Origin of the sequence: Paenibacillus sp. S-12 (assembly GCF_030363895.1) — a bacterium.
In the GTDB taxonomy this organism is placed as follows: Bacteria; Bacillota; Bacilli; order Paenibacillales; family Paenibacillaceae; genus Paenibacillus_B; species Paenibacillus_B alvei.
The window spans coordinates 39,941-60,388 of sequence record NZ_JASIUF010000017.1 but is presented as its reverse complement, the minus strand read 5'-3'; the positions used below and the strand labels follow the sequence as shown (position 1 = coordinate 60,388).

20 protein-coding genes are annotated in these 20,448 nt (G+C 47.0%); 8 read left to right on the top strand and 12 right to left on the bottom strand.

The features are described from left to right. Window positions 1-104: 104 nt before the first annotated feature. Both NO352_RS16960 and NO352_RS16955 read right to left on the bottom strand, forming a co-directional pair. Window positions 105-1,079 carry a CgeB family protein gene (locus NO352_RS16960; protein WP_005548680.1) on the bottom strand — a complete coding sequence of 325 codons (975 nt, stop codon included), beginning with the start codon at window positions 1,077-1,079 and terminating at the stop codon, window positions 105-107. Window positions 1,080-1,160: 81 nt separating this feature from the next. Beyond that, window positions 1,161-1,823 (bottom strand): BMQ_0737 family morphogenetic spore coat protein, encoded by a 663-nt coding sequence (locus NO352_RS16955; protein WP_005548678.1) that lies wholly within the window; start codon window positions 1,821-1,823, stop codon window positions 1,161-1,163. A gap of 107 nt (window positions 1,824-1,930) precedes the next feature. Between NO352_RS16955 and NO352_RS16950 the strand changes: the two genes are divergently transcribed. Genes NO352_RS16950 through NO352_RS16940 form a run of 3 tightly spaced genes read left to right on the top strand, consistent with a single transcriptional unit; the run spans window position 1,931 to window position 5,266 of the window. Then, window positions 1,931-3,226 (top strand): hypothetical protein, encoded by a 1,296-nt coding sequence (locus tag NO352_RS16950; RefSeq protein WP_289356213.1) that lies wholly within the window; start codon window positions 1,931-1,933, stop codon window positions 3,224-3,226. 35 nt (window positions 3,227-3,261) lie between these two features. Further along, window positions 3,262-4,863 (top strand): hypothetical protein, encoded by a 1,602-nt coding sequence (locus NO352_RS16945; RefSeq protein WP_289356212.1) that lies wholly within the window; start codon window positions 3,262-3,264, stop codon window positions 4,861-4,863. Continuing rightward, window positions 4,835-5,266 (top strand): M67 family metallopeptidase, encoded by a 432-nt coding sequence (locus tag NO352_RS16940; protein WP_289356211.1) that lies wholly within the window; start codon window positions 4,835-4,837, stop codon window positions 5,264-5,266. The genes NO352_RS16945 and NO352_RS16940 overlap by 29 nt, the downstream gene beginning before the upstream one ends. 116 nt (window positions 5,267-5,382) lie before the next feature. Here NO352_RS16940 and NO352_RS16935 read toward each other — a convergent pair whose 3' ends face one another. The 3 genes from NO352_RS16935 to NO352_RS16925 form a co-directional block, all read right to left on the bottom strand. After that, on the bottom strand, window positions 5,383-6,018 hold the full coding sequence (locus tag NO352_RS16935; protein WP_268598769.1) for a hypothetical protein: 636 nt from the start codon (window positions 6,016-6,018) through the stop codon (window positions 5,383-5,385). 191 nt (window positions 6,019-6,209) lie between these two features. Then, complete coding sequence (locus tag NO352_RS16930) at window positions 6,210-6,710, bottom strand: hypothetical protein (protein WP_005548670.1); 501 nt, start codon at window positions 6,708-6,710, stop codon at window positions 6,210-6,212. Between the two features lie 13 nt (window positions 6,711-6,723). Beyond that, window positions 6,724-8,052, bottom strand: coding sequence for a hypothetical protein (locus tag NO352_RS16925; protein WP_289356210.1), 1,329 nt, complete (start codon window positions 8,050-8,052; stop codon window positions 6,724-6,726). A 173-nt stretch (window positions 8,053-8,225) separates the two neighbouring features. On the opposite strand from NO352_RS16925, the gene NO352_RS16920 reads away from it, so the two are divergent. Then, window positions 8,226-8,924, top strand: coding sequence for a class I SAM-dependent methyltransferase (locus NO352_RS16920; RefSeq protein WP_289356209.1), 699 nt, complete (start codon window positions 8,226-8,228; stop codon window positions 8,922-8,924). Between the two features lie 368 nt (window positions 8,925-9,292). Here NO352_RS16920 and NO352_RS16915 read toward each other — a convergent pair whose 3' ends face one another. From NO352_RS16915 to NO352_RS16905, 3 genes are read right to left on the bottom strand one after another with little or no spacing between them, the layout of a single operon-like run. Next, window positions 9,293-9,991, bottom strand: a complete 699-nt coding sequence (locus tag NO352_RS16915) for a class I SAM-dependent methyltransferase (protein WP_262866645.1) — start codon at window positions 9,989-9,991, stop codon at window positions 9,293-9,295. Window positions 9,992-10,009: 18 nt separating this feature from the next. Then, entirely contained in the window at window positions 10,010-10,558 is a 549-nt protein-coding gene (locus NO352_RS16910) for a CatB-related O-acetyltransferase (protein WP_005548660.1), read from the bottom strand. 26 nt (window positions 10,559-10,584) lie between these two features. Continuing rightward, window positions 10,585-11,154 carry a class I SAM-dependent methyltransferase gene (locus NO352_RS16905; RefSeq protein ID WP_268620786.1) on the bottom strand — a complete coding sequence of 190 codons (570 nt, stop codon included), beginning with the start codon at window positions 11,152-11,154 and terminating at the stop codon, window positions 10,585-10,587. 196 nt (window positions 11,155-11,350) lie between these two features. Here NO352_RS16905 and NO352_RS16900 point away from each other — a divergent pair, with 196 nt between their 5' ends. The 3 genes from NO352_RS16900 to NO352_RS16890 are packed head-to-tail and all read left to right on the top strand — an operon-like array spanning window position 11,351 to window position 15,055. Next, entirely contained in the window at window positions 11,351-13,726 is a 2,376-nt protein-coding gene (locus NO352_RS16900; protein ID WP_289356208.1) for a DUF4214 domain-containing protein, read from the top strand. Window positions 13,727-13,760: 34 nt separating this feature from the next. Then, window positions 13,761-14,411: a glycosyltransferase family 2 protein gene (locus NO352_RS16895; RefSeq protein ID WP_005548652.1), complete on the top strand. Its 651-nt coding sequence runs from the start codon at window positions 13,761-13,763 to the stop codon at window positions 14,409-14,411. 14 nt (window positions 14,412-14,425) lie between these two features. Continuing rightward, window positions 14,426-15,055: a DUF1796 family putative cysteine peptidase gene (locus NO352_RS16890; RefSeq protein ID WP_289356207.1), complete on the top strand. Its 630-nt coding sequence runs from the start codon at window positions 14,426-14,428 to the stop codon at window positions 15,053-15,055. 71 nt (window positions 15,056-15,126) lie between these two features. On the opposite strand, the gene NO352_RS16885 is transcribed toward NO352_RS16890, so the two are convergent. From NO352_RS16885 to NO352_RS16870, 4 genes are read right to left on the bottom strand one after another with little or no spacing between them, the layout of a single operon-like run. Beyond that, window positions 15,127-16,167, bottom strand: coding sequence for a glycosyltransferase family 4 protein (locus NO352_RS16885; RefSeq protein WP_005548649.1), 1,041 nt, complete (start codon window positions 16,165-16,167; stop codon window positions 15,127-15,129). Beyond that, complete coding sequence (locus tag NO352_RS16880) at window positions 16,164-16,922, bottom strand: glycosyltransferase family 2 protein (protein ID WP_289356206.1); 759 nt, start codon at window positions 16,920-16,922, stop codon at window positions 16,164-16,166. The genes NO352_RS16885 and NO352_RS16880 overlap by 4 nt, the downstream gene beginning before the upstream one ends. An 18-nt stretch (window positions 16,923-16,940) precedes the next feature. Beyond that, window positions 16,941-18,041: a glycosyltransferase family 4 protein gene (locus NO352_RS16875; RefSeq protein WP_268598768.1), complete on the bottom strand. Its 1,101-nt coding sequence runs from the start codon at window positions 18,039-18,041 to the stop codon at window positions 16,941-16,943. A gap of 18 nt (window positions 18,042-18,059) precedes the next feature. After that, a complete protein-coding gene (locus NO352_RS16870) occupies window positions 18,060-19,238 on the bottom strand; it encodes a mannose-1-phosphate guanylyltransferase (protein ID WP_289356205.1) in 1,179 nt (392 codons plus the stop codon). A 159-nt stretch (window positions 19,239-19,397) separates the two neighbouring features. Here NO352_RS16870 and mnmH point away from each other — a divergent pair, with 159 nt between their 5' ends. Next, on the top strand, window positions 19,398-20,435 hold the full coding sequence (mnmH, locus tag NO352_RS16865) for a tRNA 2-selenouridine(34) synthase MnmH (protein ID WP_289356204.1): 1,038 nt from the start codon (window positions 19,398-19,400) through the stop codon (window positions 20,433-20,435). Window positions 20,436-20,448 lie beyond the last annotated feature (13 nt).

The window sequence follows — 20,448 nt, the reverse complement described above, 5'->3', positions numbered from 1 at the left end:
TCAAGATTTTGGCACCTGCATCATAAGATATAGCAAAGCTGATAGGAAACTTACTCGCATCCCAAAAGAAATGAATGCAAACTATCGTCGTCCACATTCACACTTCATACCCAAGCTAGCAATTGCTTCAGCCGCTTCGCAAACGTATGCTCTGCCCGGGTTCGTTCATATCCCTTCGAGGCAATAGAATTGCGTTCGGCTTCCTCATAAATGTACTTATGAATAAGTTCGGCACATTCCTTCGGCGATTCGAAGCATATCAACTCCTTACCCGGTTCATAGAACAAGTGAAGATCAGGACGATAATCAATCAGCTGCAAACTTTGGCATGCAGCAATATCGAATGTGCGATTGTTAATCGTGTGGCCTGGCGCACCTGTCTTATTTTTATCAATTAGCGTATCATCTTCGCTGCGATGAATATTCAGCACCAGCTTCGCGCCGTTGTAATAACGGGGCGTTTCTGAGAAGTTGACCCACTTCGTGCGAAGATGGGGAACACATCCGCCTGACCAATTTACCGTGTCCCAGAAATGGCCGACAAGCTTCACGCGCAAGGTAGGATCAAGCTCTTTCATCATTTGCTGCATCATTCGCAACCTGTTGTCGTATCCCGTTCCAATAAAGCAAACGTCGCTTTCATAGGAAGGATGAGACGTGAAAGGACGGAAAATGTCCGTGTCTGTTCCGAGCGGCAAGTGGTGCACTCGCTTGCAGCCATGACGCTCATAGTATGGAACACAGCCAGAATCAATGGTGAAAATGATATCATACTCGGCAGCTACCTGCAGTGCATTGTCGATAGCATAGGGATCATCAACGAACCATACGCCAATCGGACTGCCCATTCTCCGAATGCTGCGCACAAGATCCACAGGCAAAAAAGAGCGCGGACCGCATAGAGTCAAGACGAACTCAGGCTTGAATTCGCGAATATCGGGAAGAAGCTGCTGAAGAGGTGCGCGATTTAACAGAAATATTTTACTCTCATGACTCTGACCATACAGAGCCTTCATAAGCGCATTATCGAGGATATCAATTGGCCTCCGATAACCGGAAGCGATATAGTATAGCCGCATTTAGCCCCTCCTCGTTCCTGCTGTCGAAAGAATAAAAAAGGGATGGTTTTAGCCACCACCCCAAGCCGATCAGCATTTTGATTATGATGGGAACGGATAAGGCGCACCAGGGAAAATAGTAGGGCATTGTTGTGGGAATGTGACAACACAAACATTTTCAGGGACTGGAATCACTGCCCGCGGTTGGCACAGCTCAGCTTCAACAACTAACTTGACAGGCGCTGTTACCTGAATGCTTTGGCAAATCACGATGTCCACATTGACACAAGAGTTGTCAACAACATCAAGAACTTCAATCGTTGTTGTGTTCGGAACGATCTCGCAATTGATAGTAGTTCCCGGAGGCGCGCACAACAGAACTTTCTCGAAGCGGACAAAGGTTTTCGTAAATGTGCAATGTACTACGTTAGGAACGACAGTAGTATCAATGATCGTGATTTCAAGCGTTCCTGTTTTCTTAATGACAACTCGTTGCAGGGTAACTGGTGTGCCACCAACAGTTACCACAACATTTTCTCTAATAGAACCGACTTTTTCTCCGCAGCTTACTGACAGTACCGTTGCTTGAACGCTGAATGTAGCCGGCAATGGCAAGCACAAAGCTGGATCAATGCATGCTTCATCAACAATTTGCGTCGTTAACAACACCCAATCGAATACTTTAGGAACCTCTATACATTCCAAAGAGGGTAGTGGCAAATATTCGGGGGGCGTTGTTTGCCCTTGAACTAACTTGCTCTCCATGAATGTTTCCTGCCTCCTTTATAGAATCTGAATTCAAATTCAATACAGTCTATGGGGGCTTTGTAGAAAAGGTGACACCCCCACAAAATTATTTGGAGGGGATCGCTGTGAGGCAAGAAGTCTTCTTATATTCCTCTGCAGGTGTACATTGGATTGAACTTCAATCTGATGGGTCGCTGCGACATTCCTTGTATCGTGAAGGAGAGCGGGCAAAGCAGCATCTATGGGGGTTTAGCAGTTCCGTGAAGCAGTTTAGCGCTATTCTGTTTCACGGCTATTTACATATGTTAATGGCTTCTGAAGCGGGGATTTATTATGCGAGGTGCAGCATAAATTCGCCGATTGAAGAGAAGCAGGAGCTGCGCGTTAGCGGGCATCCCAGCTCGAATCACCCCTATCTTTTTGGTTTGGGGAGAACCTTATTTTTGAGCTATACCATGATACGGAATGAGAAGTTGGCTTATGTTCTTCGGCGATATGAACAGGGGAGGTGGGAAGAGCGGGAATTTTTCTATGTTCACGAAGATTATGGGGCAAACGTACATATTGAACAAGCAAGCTGGGATATAAGTGAATCAGGGGTGCTATATGGATTGCTCCTGATTCGACATGCGGACACGAATAAGCAGGAGCTCTTGCTGCTTGAGCTGGATATAGAAGCAGAGGAACCAAAGTGGGTTCCTGTCTTTACTTCTACACAAACAGAGCAGAGCTGGAAAATCACGGTGTCGGCTGCAGGGGAAGAAGAACCTTGTCTCGCCTGGATCGTCTGTAATGGGGCGACAACCAAGTTGTTTTTTGCTCGAGGAAGGAATGCTGCGCACTCCGGTCTTCCATTGAAGGTATATTTTGATAAGCAGTCAATCATCCCGCATCTCATGATGGCAGGGAGCAATGGTATGCTCCTTGCGGTTACTGGCTCATCGAGGATATCCTGCACGTATTCAAGTAATGGAGGTCAGGATTGGGGCTCCTTTATGGATATTCCTTTTACACGTGAATCGAAGCTGCGCATTGTACACGGGATACGTATAATTGCACACGGCATCGTTCCGGCACAACTTATTGGGTGGGGGTATCCCCACTTTCGTCCGATAGAACTGATGGATTTGCTGCATCCTTACCTCACTATGTCTAGCATGCATCCCCCTGTGCAGGATGATATGCTTCTGCAGTATGCACAGTTGCAGCTAAGTTTATGGCAACACTATGCTTCGGCAACCATTGCAGCATGGCAAGGGGAGCTAATGATGCTTGATGAACGCAAGACGCAGGAAGAGTATGCACTTCAGCGTGTGGAAGAACATATCGAAGAAATGGAGCGGGAGGAGCTACGCCTGATGGAGCAATTGCATGCGGGTGATGGCAATATGGAACCATTCGGTATTCGCCTCATACAATAACGATAGTGAATGCGTACGGGAGGGAGGGGCATCGAATGCAAATTCAGTTGAACGGCAAACCGTTATGTACGATTGCTGAGACGAGATTGATCGACGTATATCAGCTGCTGGGCAAGCACTCATTTACGTTTCATCTGGATAAAGAACGCGGCATACTCGATATTATGAACCCGCTTCAAGGATGTCGAATTGTACTGGAAAGCAAGATGGCCGAAATTGTGGATCGGTTGTGGTATCCTATTCAGTCTACGCTGTCCCAGGCTGGATTAAGAGTTACGATTGTGGATTCAGAGGACACGCGTAAGCAGATGTTGAATGAATCCAACAATCAGCGGCAAGGCATATGGATATCTGCTGTTCAGGATGATGCCATGGAAGTAAGCGTGCATTACTTTTTCCATCATCGAAAGCAGAGCAAGCAGTTGTCCCAACTGCTGATCATGAACCTGTTGAAGTACAGTGAGCTGCCAATCCGCGGCGCAAGCTTGAATTGGAAGGATCGCTCGAACTATCAATTGTCATTGGCAGGACAGTCATGGACCACTGTTGCTTTAACGTATGGCGGATTTTTGCGGTTGTCTACCGAACAGTTGATGCAATTGGCGAATGGAATTATGCGTGCCGCCGCCTCTTTCTTCTCGTATCTGCCTATTCTTGATGTCATTGAGAAGCTTCGAGCGATGGAGAAGAGAGATGGATTCGAAGTGAAGAGTGCGATGACAGAACAACCAGCGGGTATTGCAGAACCGCATCAGGAAGACATAGTCTCGTTGCAAGTGGAACATACTCAAGAAGCACAAGTTCAGCCTTCACCTCAGACGGAAGCTATTGCGTATTCGCATGAACAAGTTGAGAAGCCGGGAAGGATCGTTCTTGAGGAGAAGTTTGCTCAAGAAGAAGAGCTATATTCTTCGCGTTATGATGAGCAATGCGTTGAAGCCACAGAAGAGGTGGAAACAGTTATCGAGCCAGAACAGGAGGAAGAGTGGGAACATACGGATAACGAATGGCAGTTTAATGCTGCAGAAATAGATGGCATGGCAGAAATTGTTGCAGACGAAAGCTACACTGAAGATCGCCTTGTCCATCATAGCATGACGGAAAATGAGCTTGCAGGGAATAAGGACTATGAGCAAGCAGGAAAGCATGTGGAAGTTGAGAAGGTTGAGAAGTATACGGAAGATAAGAAGAACTCTCTCACTTCGGATATTGCAATTCACAAACAACTGGATGATGAGCGTGAAGATAATAGGGCAGCAATGGCAGCGTCAGCAGATAGCCAGCTGGAAGGGGAACAGGAGGCTGACGAAATGTCCAATCATCTTAATTCAAAGCAAGCGCACAATGCTCTGCAGAATGAAGCAACAGATCATTCAGACAACGATGAGCATGCTCAGCAGCATGAGGAAAACAAGCGGCAAACCCCGAATTTTTCGACGTTTACATGGCTTCATGCGAACACCGTCAAGCGTAACGGAGATGCAAGCAACAAAGGTGTTGGAGAATATGCCTCGTTATTAAGCTATATGAACCAAAAATCGTTGACGAGCCAACCCCGCAAGGCAAAGCAGCCAGACTTGCTGACCATGCAAAGGGAGCGAGTAAAGCGTGAACAATCGCCTTCCGATCAATCGTAATATTGCGGCTCTGCGGATGACCGATTGCACGTATCGTGATATGGTGTGGCATTGCCTGCAGGAGAAGCCGCTGGAAGCATGCGGGCTGCTGTCAGGGAATGACGGACTCGCCAAGCGCTGCTGGCCTATCGTGAACATCGACCAGAGCCCAGTATCATTTACCATGGATATGGAGCAGTTGGATAGTGCACTGAAGCAAATGGAGAGAACTGGTGAGCAATTGCTTGCCGTATTCCATTCCCATCCCGCCTCGATTCCATATCCGTCGGCTTACGATATTGAGCATGCCGCATATCCATGTTCCTATATCATTGTCTCCTTGTCGCGGCTTCGCCCTCGTGTTCGAAGCTACCGAATTGAAGGAAATACAGCGCAGCCGGAGCCGATTCAGATCGTATCGTAACAAGGAATGAAGCATGATGCACACTGAAAAGAGCATCATGCTTCTTCACGTTTTCTATTAACTATTCTTTCTGCGACTTGCTGACATTTCCTTTACTACGAGTTTAAGAATGGACGTTAGAGAATGGATTGGTAAATGTCGGCAATAAAGGACAATCCAGCTGTGTTGACAGCGCCAGTTGTGAAGTAGTTTGTCACTTGGAATTGGAATACAAACTGTACGCTAAGTGCAAGTGTGATTAATCCAAGCGATGCTGGAATCGTATAGAAGCGCACATTTTGCCAGTTGTAAGGATTCGCAACATCTGTAGTTAAACCAGTAGTTGGATCCAAGGAGCCTCCAATCAATGGTACATTCAGGCCAGGAACTGGGAACAAGCTAATCTGGAATGGGCTGAAAGCTTGAATCGTTGCAACCACGGCGTTGTCGGCAAATACAGCCATCGCAATGACAAAGTCAGCTGCAATTCCAATAGTAAGCGGAATTGGTACAGAAACAGTAGCAAAACCGTGCGTTTCACCTGGGATGAATGTAGGTTGTGACCAGATGAATTGCGGATTCGGAACTGCTGCAAAAGGCCCGTTATCATTGTCGAATTTTGCGATCTGAGGCCAAATGCGCGGTGCGTTCCCTACGTTTACAACGTTTGGCGCTGCACCTGCCAATGCTAAAGTCGCTGCAGTTGCACTATTAGCAGCAGTAACTACGTTAGCTGTGCTGCTTACGATCCGTTGAATGGGAATAAGAACCATATTCGTAAACCTCCCCTTCATCATATGAGCGAAAGAATCCGCTAGAATTCTTTCTACACTGTTAATGTATGAAAGGGGATTGCTGTAAGATTGGATGAATTACTAGATTCATTCGTACAAACTTCTTCGAACCTTTGTATCTATGTCGGAGATGAGAATGGCTTCTGTCTCGATTTTCTTGAGCTATTGCTTTATTCCATGGTTGCGGATCGGAAACTAATGCTGGTCGGATTTTCTGCGGGAAATCGCTGATCGCCCGCAATGACAAATGCATGTACTTGCAGCGGTTCTACGAGGCGATCTATATCGCATGCAATGTGGACGTCTCTTAAATCGTTCCAGACACTTGGTTGAAGGAGGAGAGGCTCCATAGATTCAATTTGATATTCCCCGCTTCTACGACCGTAGGAAAACCAATCCTCGCGATCGAATCGCCAGCCGGTTTGCTGCTTCCCTTTCCGACTCTTATGAAGGCCATACACCTGGGCAAATTGTGGCGCTACCACTTTGCCGCTGACGTCGACGAATGCACTCGGGGATAGCTTGAGCAAAATATGTGAAAGCTGTACTGGTGCGGACGAGGTATTACGAAATCGGATATGGGCGATCAAATAGAGACGCTGCATTTCAAGATCGACATCTGCAGCAGTTTGCAGGATGACATCAATCGAAGTTGTTGCATGATTCGTCATGTACAAGCTCCTCTCAACGTGGATGTTTAGATATTTTTAATATAATTTGAGATAATCGTTCCTTCATATTGCTTTGAACGCGAGGTACAGCTTCTTTCTTCATTAATATATTTTCGTTGCTTCTAAGATCGTATAGTGCTTTGCGTATGTGAACTTCCTCTTGTAGGACTGCAATTCGTTCTCCCAACTGTTGTGCCTTGACTTGCCGAGACTGTTGGATTTGCTTCATCCGGACAAGTTCAAGCTTCATTTTTATGCTGCGTTCCTTCATTTGTGCAAGCGAATCGATGACAGACTTGGCCGCATCCATGCTATGTGTCAAGTTGCGCGTGGCTCGGTAGCCTTCGATATGTGCTGCTTCCATACCATTGAGTCCAACAAGTTCATCTTCATTGTCAGTTGCAATCCATTTCTGCGGAATCGTGGAGCTTGATTGCATATCCCTGATACATGTACATACTCTTGGACGTTGGATAGGCGATGTATATAAATCGCTCCATGTTTCTTGATCAATATGGTAGTGAATGCGGAACAGCAGTTCTTCTGTAACCCAGCTTAGGCAAAATTTCCCCTGATCGTATACAGACACGACATGCTCTGCATGGATGGGAGGGATGAGCGTATGGTTTTGAGCGGTCTTGGACCATTTCTTCTGCTTGTTCCAGTCATAGGCGGTGAAATAGAGCTTATTGCCCGTTTGTTGGAATAGGAAGACACTGACCCGTTCTTGAATGGGGGATAGCTCAAACGTCAATAGATCTGCTGCCGATTCAAGTTGTATATCAGGCAATGCAGCAACCGAGCTCCATTTGCAGGACGCAGGATGGAACGATTGTATGAGGAGCCTGACTTGCTGCTGTGGTGAAGCAGCAGACGCAATCAAGGCAAGGCATATCCAGACGTGCTCTTGCATGGAGAGCAGACGTAGAGAAAGAATCTCTTCTCCATGATGCACTACGGATGGAGATGACCAATGGATGCCTGACAACGATACATGCTCCACCCTCGAATGATATTGAAGGAAGGCATGGAGCTGGTTGCAGCAGCTCGTCAATTGAATATGGCGCACATGCTGGAAGATGCCGGATAACTCGCGTTTGTGCGCTTGCAAGGTACAGGGCTCGATTGCAATGTGGATGAGCTGATGGTGGATATTTACGTAAATGATGTGGACATAGTGTGCATTATCCAGGCATACTCCGTATACACCGGCCGCATCGTGGAATGTAATAGGCTTAGGTCTTTCGAGCAGGCAATGATCCAGCGGGTCGAAAAGCAATCCGTGGTCAGTGCTTCGCAATGAAGAGAAATGATATCGGGTAGACAACAGCGTTCTCATCATCGAATGGCACCCCCTTGTTATACGCGAGCTTCTGGTATCATTGTATTCAACTGCCTCCTAAACTAGGATGAATTTCACGCTATTATAAGCAAGTCCCCGTTTTTCGAGAAACGGGCATAGTGTTTATACCAAATATGTTTTTGTGCATATAGTGATATACGGAGGTGAGCAAGGTGCTTGCATTTTGGGAAAGAATCATATTGCCACTATTGCAATCATTTGGCGTAAAACGAATTGTAGAGATTGGTGCGGAGCATGGGTTGAATACAAGCAATTTACTGCAATATTGTCGTGCGGTGAACGGTGAGTTATTTGTTATCGATCCCGCCCCGAGATTTGATATTCTGGAGTATAAAAGGCACTTTCACAAGGAATTTCATATGCTGGTAGATTATAGCTTAGAGGTTCTTCCGAACCTGAATCAATATGATTGTATCCTGATTGACGGGGATCACAATTGGTATACCGTGTATCATGAGCTGAAGCTAGTGGAATTAATGGCTCAGCAGCAAGCGCGATTTCCACTGGTTTTCTTACACGACACACAGTGGCCGTATGGAAGAAGAGATATGTATTATTTTCCTGAATCGATACCGGCTGGCTTTGTCCATCCCTATGCGAAAATGGGAATGGTGCCAGGTATCTTGCAACTCGTACCCCATGGCGGAGCGAACAACATGCTGAACAATGCCCTCTATGAAGGCGGAGAACGCAACGGCGTGCTCACTGCTGTTGAGGATTTCTTGAAACAAACCCCTTGGCATGTAAGCTTTCATCAGGCCTTGTCGAATAGTGGTCTGGGCATTATTACACCGAAGCATGAATCGATCGATGCGCATATTCAAGCCGTTTTGACTAATTCGGGGTTGTAGATGCTAGGGGCTGCAAATGTTTGAAAAAGGAGATGCGGGGCTGAGGCTCCATTATTTAGTATCGATATACTCGTACTGAATCCGATCGAGAGATCGAGATCACGAAGCAATGTGTCAGTATACACCGGCTAGGCCAAATCGGCCATAACCCGTTTACGCTTTTGGAACAAAATAATAAATATTCGAAAAAAAGTGGAGACAAAGATGTGTAGATTCATTATTTAATTATGCCGATGGATATGGGCAGATGCCATGAGAGCATAAAAATCATCCATACTTGTCTCAAGCAAACGCGTATTCTAGCCGCAGATAGTAAAAACGAATCTGCGGCTAGAAATACATACGCCGGCGGTATAATCATTGTATGATTATAGACCTGATCTTTCGATTATGCTTTGAACCTCTCTATTGAAGTAATGATGCGTTTCCGTAAAGTCTGGCATGATGATGCCAAGCCCGAACTGACTGCGCACTCGATGCAGCTGCAGCGGGATGTTAGTTTCCTTCATGAAGTCCTCTACCGCAGTTAACACTCCATTGCGATCCCCATTTTCATAGGCAGCGTTATGGACAGATGAATTATGTCCATTGTCAACGAGTTCATTTATCCCCGGCAAAATCCCTTTTTTTGCGCTAGGCTTGCGATATTCCTCCGGAATAGATTCCGGAAAATAATACATATCCCGTCTGCCGTAGGGCCATTCCAGATCATGCAGGAATATTATCGGGAATTTCTTGATGCGCTCAAATTGCTTCAATTCATTGTATACGGTATACCAATTATGATCGCCATCTATAAAGGCAGCATCGCATGTATGAATATGGGGCAGAACCTTCAAGCTGTAATCCTGAACGAGAAGGAACTTGTGCGCATACATGTGCTTCATTCGCTCAATATCGAACAGAGGATACGGGTCGATGGCTATTAACTGACCATTCTCCACTGGCTTGAGATATTCAAGCAAATTAACAGTGTTATATCCTTGCGCGCATCCTATTTCTACGATCACTTTCGGCCTTGTCAGCTCAAGAATCGGATAAACGACCTGTTTCCAGAAATAAATCACTTCAGTTGCCTCCCATGATCACCACGTTTTGTACGTGAGAATGAATTCTTCGATTCTACTGGAGAGAAGGAGGGGCCATGCGGCTGTGATTTTCTCCAGTGGCCAATCCCACCATGCGATACGCTGCAAATCGTCAATGATGGAAGGGGGGAAGCGATAACGAATCACACGAGCTGGGTTGCCGCCGGCAATCGCATAAGCAGGAATGTCCTTAGTAACGATGCTCCTTGCTGCTATGACTGCGCCGTTGCCAATCGATACTCCAGAAAGAATCAACGAGTCGAAGCCAATCCATACATCGTGGCCAATCGTAACATCTCCCTTTGTTTTGGGATGTCCTAGGAAAGCTGCTGCACTAGGGAATAGTGGGTTGAAGGGGTAGGTGGTAACCCAGTCCACGTTATGTTCGCCGCCCAACATTATTGTCGTATTTAAAGCTAAAGAACAGAACTTTCCGATCGTCAAGGAAGCTTTCTCTCCCCATGTAAAGATGTGAGGAATACCGTAGGTCCAATCACCGATTTGGTATTGTTGAAAAGCTGGGTTATGGTTCAAGAAGATACTCATTCGATCTCCCCCCCTCCCCTGAGATGTTAATGCTGGTGATAGCTTGCTGCTCTCCACATATTTAAGTAATGCTGGAGTGTGGTAATCGTTTCGTCCGATACAGCATTGCCCTTAATACCGATCCCGATGACAGTGTGCGGAAACAATTCCTCCCCAGCATAATCAGTGATAACCGTATCAAATGGTTTCAAAATGCTAGCGAATGCTTGCGGCGTAAAGCGCCAATAATCTGCCGGGTAGTCATGGATTGGGAAATTCATAACAGAAGTAATGATAGCAATACCGTTTGGCTTTAAGATGCGATGCACTTCTTGCATCGCAAGTCGGGGATCCTCCACGTGCTCAAGCGTATCCAAGGAGATAACAAGTCCGGCTGTTTCCGCAGGAAGATCAATATGATGGAGATCCAAGATCATATCTACACCTACACCAGGACGCATATCACATCCGACATAAGGTTTGCCTGGGAAGAAGGGACGCAAATCAGCGAATCCTTCCTGACCTTGCACTTGATACGCTCCAAATTCATATACTGGCACTTCATAGGGGAGAATGTCCGAACATATTTTCACCAAATTTTTAACGATTTGTCTCATTTCTTCACTCCTTATTCATATACCATCACCTAAATCTAGTCTCACTGTATTCAGGAATGATGGAGATGTTGAATAGGCTCCTATCCATTTGTTATTTAGCGCCCTTTTCGGTCAAATACACAGTCAAATTGGAACCTGTGCTAATACACTAATGTAAATGACCGTATCATCCGTAATGTGTATGGAGGGATCGAGTTTGAATATCATCCAGACGTTACACCAGATGTTCCGCTTGGAAGAGGAAGCATTCGTGTCGGAACTATATAGGCAGGTGTTGAACAGAGAGCCGGATTTGGCTGGTCTGAGCCATTTTGTTGGACTGCTGCGCGCAGGGCATACGAAGCTCACGATTATGATTCAGTTCATGAAGAGCAAAGAGTTGAAGCAGGCTTTTACCCGCGAAGGTAGGATCGATATGGGGGGGGCACCTTTTCGTATCTTTCATCGCATTTATTCCTTATTAACGATCGATCCGAATGAATTTCCACATGAGCTATATCGAGAAATGCTTTGCAGAGAAGTAGAAGAGGGTGCATTTTGGCACTATTCCATCCTATTAAGACAGGGAAAGCCTCGTTTCTCGATTATTGTAGGTGTTCTTATGTCGCCTGAATGCCAAATGCTGCTACGTGCCCCCCAAGCGCCAAGACATAATGGACCTGTTGATTTCGGAAGATTTGAAATTTTGGAATACCCTCCCGCCAAGTCGATTGAAAATTGTACACCTGCACCTTCGCTTCGGCGCAAAGTGTCCATTGTCATCCTGACGTGGAACGGATTGGAGCATACGAAGCAATGTCTTGCTTCACTCGCTCCCATGGCTTCCCATGAACTGGTTAATATTGTGGTGCTGGATAACGGGAGTACGGATGGAACCGTAGCTTATCTCCGTGGTTTGAACTGGGTTACGTTAATTGAGAGCCCCCAAAATATTGGCTTTACGGCCGGCAATAATTTTGCGATTGCTCACTGTGATCTGGAAAGCGATATTTTGCTATTGAATAACGATATTTTAATTTCGCAGGCGGATTGGTTGGAGCGGCTGCAGGAGACGGCTTTCTCCTCCCCAGATATCGGAGTAGTGGGCTGCAGATTGCGCGGCGAAGACGGGAAGGTGCAGCATGCAGGGACGTACATTTTTGAGGAAACGTGCTGGGGGCAGCAAATCGGTGGAATGCAGACAGATATACGTCAATATGAAGGTGTACGCGATGTACAAGGGGTTGTATTTGCATGTGCTTATGTGAAGCGCGAACTCATTAATGTCATCGGTTCATTGGATACTGATTATTTTGCGTATTTTGAAGACACAGATTATTGTCTGCGAACGCTGGCCGCAGGATTTCGAGTTATCTACGATGGTCGGGTAACGTTGATTCATGCGCAAAATACTTCTACGAAGGTGAATAATGTAGACTTTAATCAGTTGTTCTTGCAGTCACAAGCTATATTCCGCAATAAATGGGGCCATCATCTTGCAGGGCAATATCAAGCTCACTTGAACTGGCATTCCATCGTCAATCTGCCTAGCGGATATGCGAATTCCTCCCGCAACCTTATGATCGCCCTCGACGAGCAGCATATTAAAATGCATTATCGTTATGTGTATGGCCCCGGAACACCCTTCCATACGAAGGAGCCTAATATGAGCGATGATTATCGCGTAAATATATTCAGCATGCGCAATCGAGATGCATCGGCCCCTGAGGTAGTATACGGACAAGGCGACGTGTTTTTCAAAAATGAGGGCAGATACAAAATCGGCTATACGATGCTGGAAGTGGACGGCTTGCCTGAAGAATGGGTGCGTCAGTGCAATCGAATGAACGAAGTGTGGGTTCCGTCCAGCTTCAATGTGGAAACCTTCCGCAACAGCGGGGTTCATGTCCCGATTCATGTCATCCCATTAGGGATTGATCCGAATTTTTTCAACCCAAACATCCGTTCCTTCCGCTTCTCAGAAAAATTTACGTTTTTGAGTGTATTCGAATGGGGAGAACGTAAGGCCCCTGAGGAAATGCTGCGAACATTCGCAAATGAGTTCGCCTTCGATGATGTGGTGCTCGTCTGCAAAATAACGAACAAAGATCCAGAAGTGAATGTGCGTGCGGAAATTCGGAAGCTGAATCTGAAGCATGCAGAATCCAAGATCATCATTATCGAGAATCAAACCATTCCGTCCTATTTGCTCGGAAGCTTGTATCGTTCGGCAGACTGCTTTGTGTTGCCTACAAGGGGAGAGGGCTGGGGCATGCCGATTTTGGAGTCGATGGCTTGCGGCATTCCGGTTATCGCGACAGATTGGAGCGCACAGCGAGACTTTTTGAACATTCATACCGGGTACCCCATTCAAGTGAAGAGACTGGTTCCGGCTGTAGCAAAATGTCCGTATTATAAAGGTTTTCAGTGGGCAGAACCGGATTATGAGCATCTGGCTCATCTGATGCGCCATGTATATGAGAATCAAGAGATAGTGAAGGAGCGAAGCCTGTACATCTCGCAACTAGTGCTGTCACACTGGACGTGGGAAAATTCCGCGAAAAAAATAGCGGAACGGGTTCGGCATTTATAACGGTGTAAGGAAAAGAAAAAAGGAGTGAGTGGCTATGCGTTACGTTGTGGGAATCCCGTACGTGAACCGCAAAGATTTATTGTACCGGGCAATAGACAGTATTGAGCTGTATAGAAAACATACTTACGTATTGGATAACTCTCCAACGCGCGAGCTGAGATATGACAGTGAATTGTCGCGGCGTGTTACCGTGTATGAGCCTCCTGTACCGCTGACATTTACCCAATCGATGAATTGGTTCCAGAAGGTGGCTGCCGATCAGGAAGCCGATGCGGTGTTCTATATGCATAATGATGCAGAGGCGCATCCGGGTACGCCAGAAGCATTTTTGGCCGTGCTTGAGGAACTGAAGAATAGTGGACGAAAGTGGGGGCTTGCCTTAACGAACTTTGATGCACTCGCTGCTTACAATATGGAGGCGGTAAGAGCTGCAGGATCATGGGATACTGTGTTCAGCAGTTATTTTGCCGATATAGACTATCATCGCAGGTTAAGACTTGCTGGTTATGATGAAGTGTTTACAGGGTTGGCGGTCGATCATCATGTAAGCTCAACAAGAAAGTCAGATGCTCGTTATAACTTTATTATTGATACCACCTGGCCCTTGTATGAACGGTATTATGAGCTGAAGTGGGGCGGCAAGATGGCTGAGGAAACATATATGACACCATTCAATCTTACGTAGTGGAGGAGATTGTCGTGCTGCTGTCTGACGTCAATGGGGTATACGACGCCGTATACAGCCTAGGTTCTAATTGCTACCCCGCACAGCGATTAGAACGTTATGGCTTGCGGCCATATAGCGGTGTGATCGATTGGATGTATTCCAATTCGACGCCAGGGGTAAGTATGCTGCTTCGCAATCGATTTGCCAAGTTCATGCATCCCGATCACTTTGTCGTGGAAAGCATCGTGTTTTACCATAACTATTGTGTGAGAGATCGGGTGTATCATGTCCAGTCTGTACATGATTTTTTGCATTCGGCTCGGCGGAGGGGAATTGCCTTAAAATATCCGACATTCATGGAGACCTTGCAGCGAAGAATTCATCGCTTCCTAACGAAGGCGGAGCACAGCAAGCGCCTCTTCTTCCTCCGTATGAACGCCTCCTATGATGAAGCCGCGGAGCTGGAGGCTGCTCTGGCTTCGCTCGTAAAGCACCAATTCAGCTTGCTGGTTGTGAATCCCGGCAGCGAGTATCGAGTAGTAGATCTGAACTGGCCGCTCGCCAATACATGTGGGCTAATGCTCCCTATTGGCTGGGATGAAGAGTGCGATAGAGTATGGAATGAAGTATTTGCCCATATCCGATATGAGGCTGCTAAATAAGATTCGTGCCGCTGGACATGAAATAGGCCCCACTCCGATAACAATCGGGTGGGGCCTATTTCATGGAACATTTACCGTTGCAATTGCGGCGCCACAGCGTGAAACACATTCGTCAAATTATTCATGATGCGCGGCCAATTGTAGTGCTGTGCCGTCGCCATGGCATTGGCCGTGATGTAGGCGGCGAATTGAGGATCGGTCAGTATGCGCAGGATACCTTGCGAAACGCCGGCAACATCCCCTTTTTCCACCAGAATACAATTCCACTCATTGTGACAGAATTCCTCGTTTCCTTCTGCCTTGGTAGTTACCACCGGAGCTCCGCAGGCCATTGCCTCTAATATAGGAAGCCCGAAGCCCTCGTGATAGGAGGTTTGGACGAATACTCCACAGTTGGCGTATAAATAGGCAACATGATGATCATCAGGATGAGAGAAATGTAAATGAGAGATCCCTTGCAGATGAGGCGGTTCTACGCCAAAGGTGATCATCGATGCTTGCGGAAGCCTGGAGCATACATCTTTCGCAGCTTGAACCGTAATATCAAAGCCTTTCAAATGCTGGCTCCGGCGGCTGCAGGCAAGAATCCGGAAAGGATCATAATCATGGGTGCGGTTCGGCTTATACAGATCGAAGTCTACCGCAATGGAAATATTGCTTGCGTGCTGCTGGAATCGCTCTAGCAGTTGCTTGGTCGTCCAATCCGCTATGGTCATCATATGCACGGGAACGCGGTACGTATTCCGAACTCGCTCTTGCATATCATTCCAGTTCGGGTAATAGCTTTCTTCAATATCCTGCACAAGGTACAGCGGCACGCCGCTTCCGCCACGATTGCGGTCACAGCTGTGCCATACGGCGGAGAGTGTTTTCCACCATGTTGCGACCTTAATGCAGTTCATTTGCTTCAAGTAGCGCATCATGGACGTATAATTGGCGAAGCGGCGAACAGGCACTTTAAGCGGGAACCAGTTTGGCTGCTTATCCAGCGCAAATAAATGTACTTTGACACCCATATCATGCAGTCGATTGACTTGCTCGAATACGTTGCGGATGCCGCCGGACAAGCCGGTCAATTCAAGCACGTATACGACTTCGAGAGGAGCTGTCATCGGATGATTTTCCCTCCCCATTTCATCCAGAATTTTTTTCTTGCTTCCATTTCTTTTTGTCTCCAATAGGGATTTTTGTTTGCTTTCGTCGTGCCTCGAGTATACCCTTCGGCATGGAGCGCACAGGCAGTTCCACAATATACAACACGGTAGCCTTGCATCTTGGCGCGATAACAGAGATCAACATCCTCAAAAGCAATGAAAAAGTCCTCGGATAATAGGCCAACCTGATCGAGGAGCTGCCTGCGTATGAGCATTAAAGCACCGGTTACAGCATTCATATCCTCCACGGCCAAGGCAGGCTCGTAGTCGGCGGGCTGCCGGCGGTAGCGGTGATCGAAATGCCCCTTTGCTGTCGGGATAACACCGCCATGCTGTATCGTTCTATCTGGGTAGAGAAGTCTCGCACCGACGATGCCGATTGCGGGATCACTATTCATGGTAGCGATCAGATGGTGGAGCCATCCGGGTTCATGAAAAAATACGTCATTATTGACGAGCAAGATGTACTGTCCCTTGGCGTGCCGAATGCCCAAATTGACGCTATGACTGAAGCCGTTATTGGTCGGCTTAGCAATGAATTGGACTTGAAGAGGAGCTGCCCATCTTGCCAACTCCTCCTGTATAGAGCCAGAGCTTCCATCATCGACAACGATAATTTCATAGGGCAAGTCGTGCACGGTATGGATGAAGCTGTGCACGCAATGCTTAACGAGATCGGTGTGATGGATTGTAGGAACAATGACACTAATCATAAGGTTGCCATCTCCCTTTTAACGCGAAGATATTTCCTGTAGACGATGCAGCATACGGGCTGCGCTTGCTTGCCATGTGAATTGCTCCTTTACCGTATGTCGTCCAAGAGCGGCCTTGGCGGCGGCTTCTTCCCGATTCACATACACATGCCTCATCAGTTGCCTTAAGTGCATGAGGTCAGGAACTGCCCACAGCATGCGGGAATTCCCAGGGTGAGCCGGCGCGAACTTTTGGACGGAGATAAGATATCCGTTGGCATCATTGACGAAATCAAGATGAGCCGACCAGCGTGTTGTAATGACAGGAAGGCCTGAAGCCATTGCCTCCATGACGGTTAAGCTCCACCCTTCCCCCCGAGTAGGGAGCACGTAGCTGTCGGCACTGTTGTAGAGCATTGCCAATTCCGGTTCACTCCAACTGTGTATGGCAGAGATAAGAATGATTGAGGAACGGGACTTTCCTGCCGTCTTGAAGGCAATTGAATCAATATAGGCTTGCTGACGGCCGATCTCCTCTTCCGTAGTGGAACGCGTTTTAATGATGAGGCACACATCCTCGGACTCTGCAAATTCTTCGAGGAAGGCGGTAATTAAGATATCAATGCCTTTGCGATCATCGAAGGAGCAGACGGATAAGAAGGTATAGCTTCGTTTGCCGGGAATCGGGAGCGGAGGATGATCGGGAGAGAACATGGTTGAATCGATACCGTATGGCATCACTTGAATTTTGTGCAAGGGAACTCCGGAACGGTGGAAGGTTTCCCGATTGAAGCTGGACGGCACCCATACTTCATCCATGCTGCTGCATCTTCTGGACCACATGAATGGTAGTCGACTGCATTCGTACATGGTCATGCCAATGGTGAATCGATGAATGTCCTTCACAAATTGAATCGCAGGGTAGTGAGTAAATACAATATGATTCTCTGGCAGTGGAGCGTGTGAAATCGCCTGCAAAGCAGCTTCTATGTCTGGCTCCATGGGAACTCTGACGACTTCAGGATGAATCGGAGTATAGTGAAATTGCACACCCATCTTCATAAGTTCAAGGACGACATGACGATTCGCCTTCGCATATCCAGTCGGTTCAAATATGGTGCCGATATTGTGAACATACATTGCGTCCGTTCCACCTCTCTACAAAAACGTGCTATATCCAAGCAACTTTAAATGCTCCACCATTTTTTTGATATCCTGCGTCCTTTCTTTCGGGCAGACGAGCACCACATCATCTGTAGCGACAACGACCAAATCCTCAATCCCGACAGTCGCTATCAGCTGCTCTGTTGCCCCATAAATGATACAGCGTTCCGTATCGATCCCTTCATAGAGACCATGAACAATATTAAGATGAGCATCAGATTGATGAATGCGCTCCAGCGCATTCCAATTGCCGAGATCATCCCAGCCGTAATGGACAGGAATCATATAAATGGATTCACATTTTTCGATGACGCCATAGTCAATGGATTGCTTCTTGAGACTACTGTATGCGGTTCTGAGCTGTTGTTGACCGTTCTCTTGACCGTTCAACATGGCCTTCATATCTAATAAGGCCTGGTACAGCTCAGGAAGGTGCAGATGAATCAGGTTCATAATCGTCGAAGCTCTCCAAATAAATGTCCCTGTGTTCCAATAGTGGCATCCGTCTGCGAAAATATTGGTCGCAATGTTCAGGTCGGGCTTTTCGATAAATTTTTCGACTGGGGTAATTATGGCTGACTTCGTTGCTGCTGAACTTCCTATGTTTCCTATTCCTCCTGCACTTCCAGAATGGCCAATGCTCTCCGCGTTCTGCTGGATACGAATGTAGCCATATCCAGTTTCGGGACGTGTTGGCTTGACGCCTAACGTAACGACACATTGCTCCTGTTCGGCACGATAGACGGCTGACCGCAATGCTTCATGAAAAGCATCCGTATCAGAGATATAGTGATCAGACGGTAATGTAATCAGAACAGGATCCTCGTCAGCCGCTATCATGTGAAGCGCAGAAAGACCGATACAGGCGGCTGTATCTCTCGCCATTGGCTCGACAATAATGTTCTTGAGCGGGAAATCTGGAAGTTGCCTGCGAATGATAGGAATGTACTCTTCAAGGGATACGATATAGATATGTTCGAGCGGCATATATTCAAGCATTCGCTGCAGTGTATCGGCGATCATGGATTGCTGGTGAAGAATGGGCAAAAATTGCTTGGGATAGTCTGCTCGGCTGAAAGGCCAAAATCTGGTTCCGGTTCCGCCAGCCAATATAACTGCCTTAACGGTCGTGATGTGAAACACCTCCTGAAAAAAGACAGTGATGACAATCATGGGTTATTACTACATATGTACCTAGTGGGGAAAAGGGCACGGCGATTGTCGGAGTGGATTTCTGAGGCGGAATGCTATAGTCTTAAAAGTAGATCGAAATCGAGAAAATGTGTTGAGATTCGTCATAGTATAGCAAGTGACAACAAGAGGTGAGAGGGTATGCACGATATTTCATTAGAACAGTGTATGGCATTGCGGGACAAGGAGGCAACGCTTGTTGATGTGCGTTCGCCAGGAGAATTCGCTGAATTCCGAATACCAGGAAGCATTAATATTCCCTTGTTCAACAATGAAGAACGGGCGGAAATCGGAACGATATACAAGCAGATAAGTATAGAAGCGGCCAAGGAGCGGGGCTTAGAGATCGCATCAGCCAAGCTTCCCTTATTATATAAGCAATTCAAGGAGCTGCCTGGCACGATCGTCATTTACTGCTGGCGGGGCGGCATGCGAAGCCGTACAATGGCTACGTGCATGTCTTTGATGGGGCTGAAGCCATACCGACTGTCAGGCGGCATTCGCACCTATCGTCAATGGATTCAAGAATCACTGGAGCAATATGAATGGCGAGTTCCGTGTGTGGTATTGTCAGGACATACGGGAACAGGGAAGACCGATATTCTGCGCCGTTTGCAAACAGAGGGATATCCCGTGCTTGATTTGGAAGAGATGGCCGGACACCGGGGGTCTGTATTTGGACATATCGGACAAGCTCCGAATAATCAGAAAATGTTCGATGCCATGCTGTACGAGAAGATGGAGCAGATGAAGGCCGCAAAAGTCCCTTGCATCCTGCTTGAGGCGGAAAGTCGAAGAATTGGCAAGGTCATGCTGCCTGAATTCCTGATGAACGCCAAGAAAGCCGGTACGGTGCTTGATATCCAACTGCCGATACAGGAGCGGGTTCGAAATATCGTAAAGGAATATGAGCCATCCAAGCATCCGATGGCCATTCGTGAAGCCTTTGCACGCATTCAGCGCCGTATGCATACGCCACATGCGCACGCTATTGCTGAGGCTCTTCGCATGGAGAACTATGGGGAAGCTGTGTCGCTCATGCTTACACACTACTATGATTCCCGGTACGATCATGCTTCCATCGGCTATGAAGGAGAGATACATTCAATTGCGGCAGCACATGTAGATGATGCATTGCGACAAATTAAGGCCCATCTTGGACGAATGGGACTATCATAGCACGAGTTACAGG

What these genes read in the sequence shown, in the direction of transcription:
- NO352_RS16960 (WP_005548680.1), bottom strand. Translation starts at nt 1,079, where the DNA reads ATGCGGCTATACTATATCGCTTCCGGTTATCGGAGGCCAATTGATATC.
- NO352_RS16955 (WP_005548678.1), bottom strand. Translation starts at nt 1,823, where the DNA reads ATGGAGAGCAAGTTAGTTCAAGGGCAAACAACGCCCCCCGAATATTTG.
- NO352_RS16945 (WP_289356212.1), top strand. Translation starts at nt 3,262, where the DNA reads ATGCAAATTCAGTTGAACGGCAAACCGTTATGTACGATTGCTGAGACG.
- NO352_RS16935 (WP_268598769.1), bottom strand. Translation starts at nt 6,018, where the DNA reads ATGGTTCTTATTCCCATTCAACGGATCGTAAGCAGCACAGCTAACGTA.
- NO352_RS16930 (WP_005548670.1), bottom strand. Translation starts at nt 6,710, where the DNA reads ATGACGAATCATGCAACAACTTCGATTGATGTCATCCTGCAAACTGCT.
- NO352_RS16925 (WP_289356210.1), bottom strand. Translation starts at nt 8,052, where the DNA reads ATGATGAGAACGCTGTTGTCTACCCGATATCATTTCTCTTCATTGCGA.
- NO352_RS16910 (WP_005548660.1), bottom strand. Translation starts at nt 10,558, where the DNA reads ATGAGTATCTTCTTGAACCATAACCCAGCTTTTCAACAATACCAAATC.
- NO352_RS16905 (WP_268620786.1), bottom strand. Translation starts at nt 11,154, where the DNA reads ATGAGACAAATCGTTAAAAATTTGGTGAAAATATGTTCGGACATTCTC.
- NO352_RS16895 (WP_005548652.1), top strand. Translation starts at nt 13,761, where the DNA reads ATGCGTTACGTTGTGGGAATCCCGTACGTGAACCGCAAAGATTTATTG.
- NO352_RS16885 (WP_005548649.1), bottom strand. Translation starts at nt 16,167, where the DNA reads ATGACAGCTCCTCTCGAAGTCGTATACGTGCTTGAATTGACCGGCTTG.
- NO352_RS16880 (WP_289356206.1), bottom strand. Translation starts at nt 16,922, where the DNA reads ATGATTAGTGTCATTGTTCCTACAATCCATCACACCGATCTCGTTAAG.
- NO352_RS16875 (WP_268598768.1), bottom strand. Translation starts at nt 18,041, where the DNA reads ATGTATGTTCACAATATCGGCACCATATTTGAACCGACTGGATATGCG.
- NO352_RS16870 (WP_289356205.1), bottom strand. Translation starts at nt 19,238, where the DNA reads ATGATTGTCATCACTGTCTTTTTTCAGGAGGTGTTTCACATCACGACC.
- mnmH (WP_289356204.1), top strand. Translation starts at nt 19,398, where the DNA reads ATGCACGATATTTCATTAGAACAGTGTATGGCATTGCGGGACAAGGAG.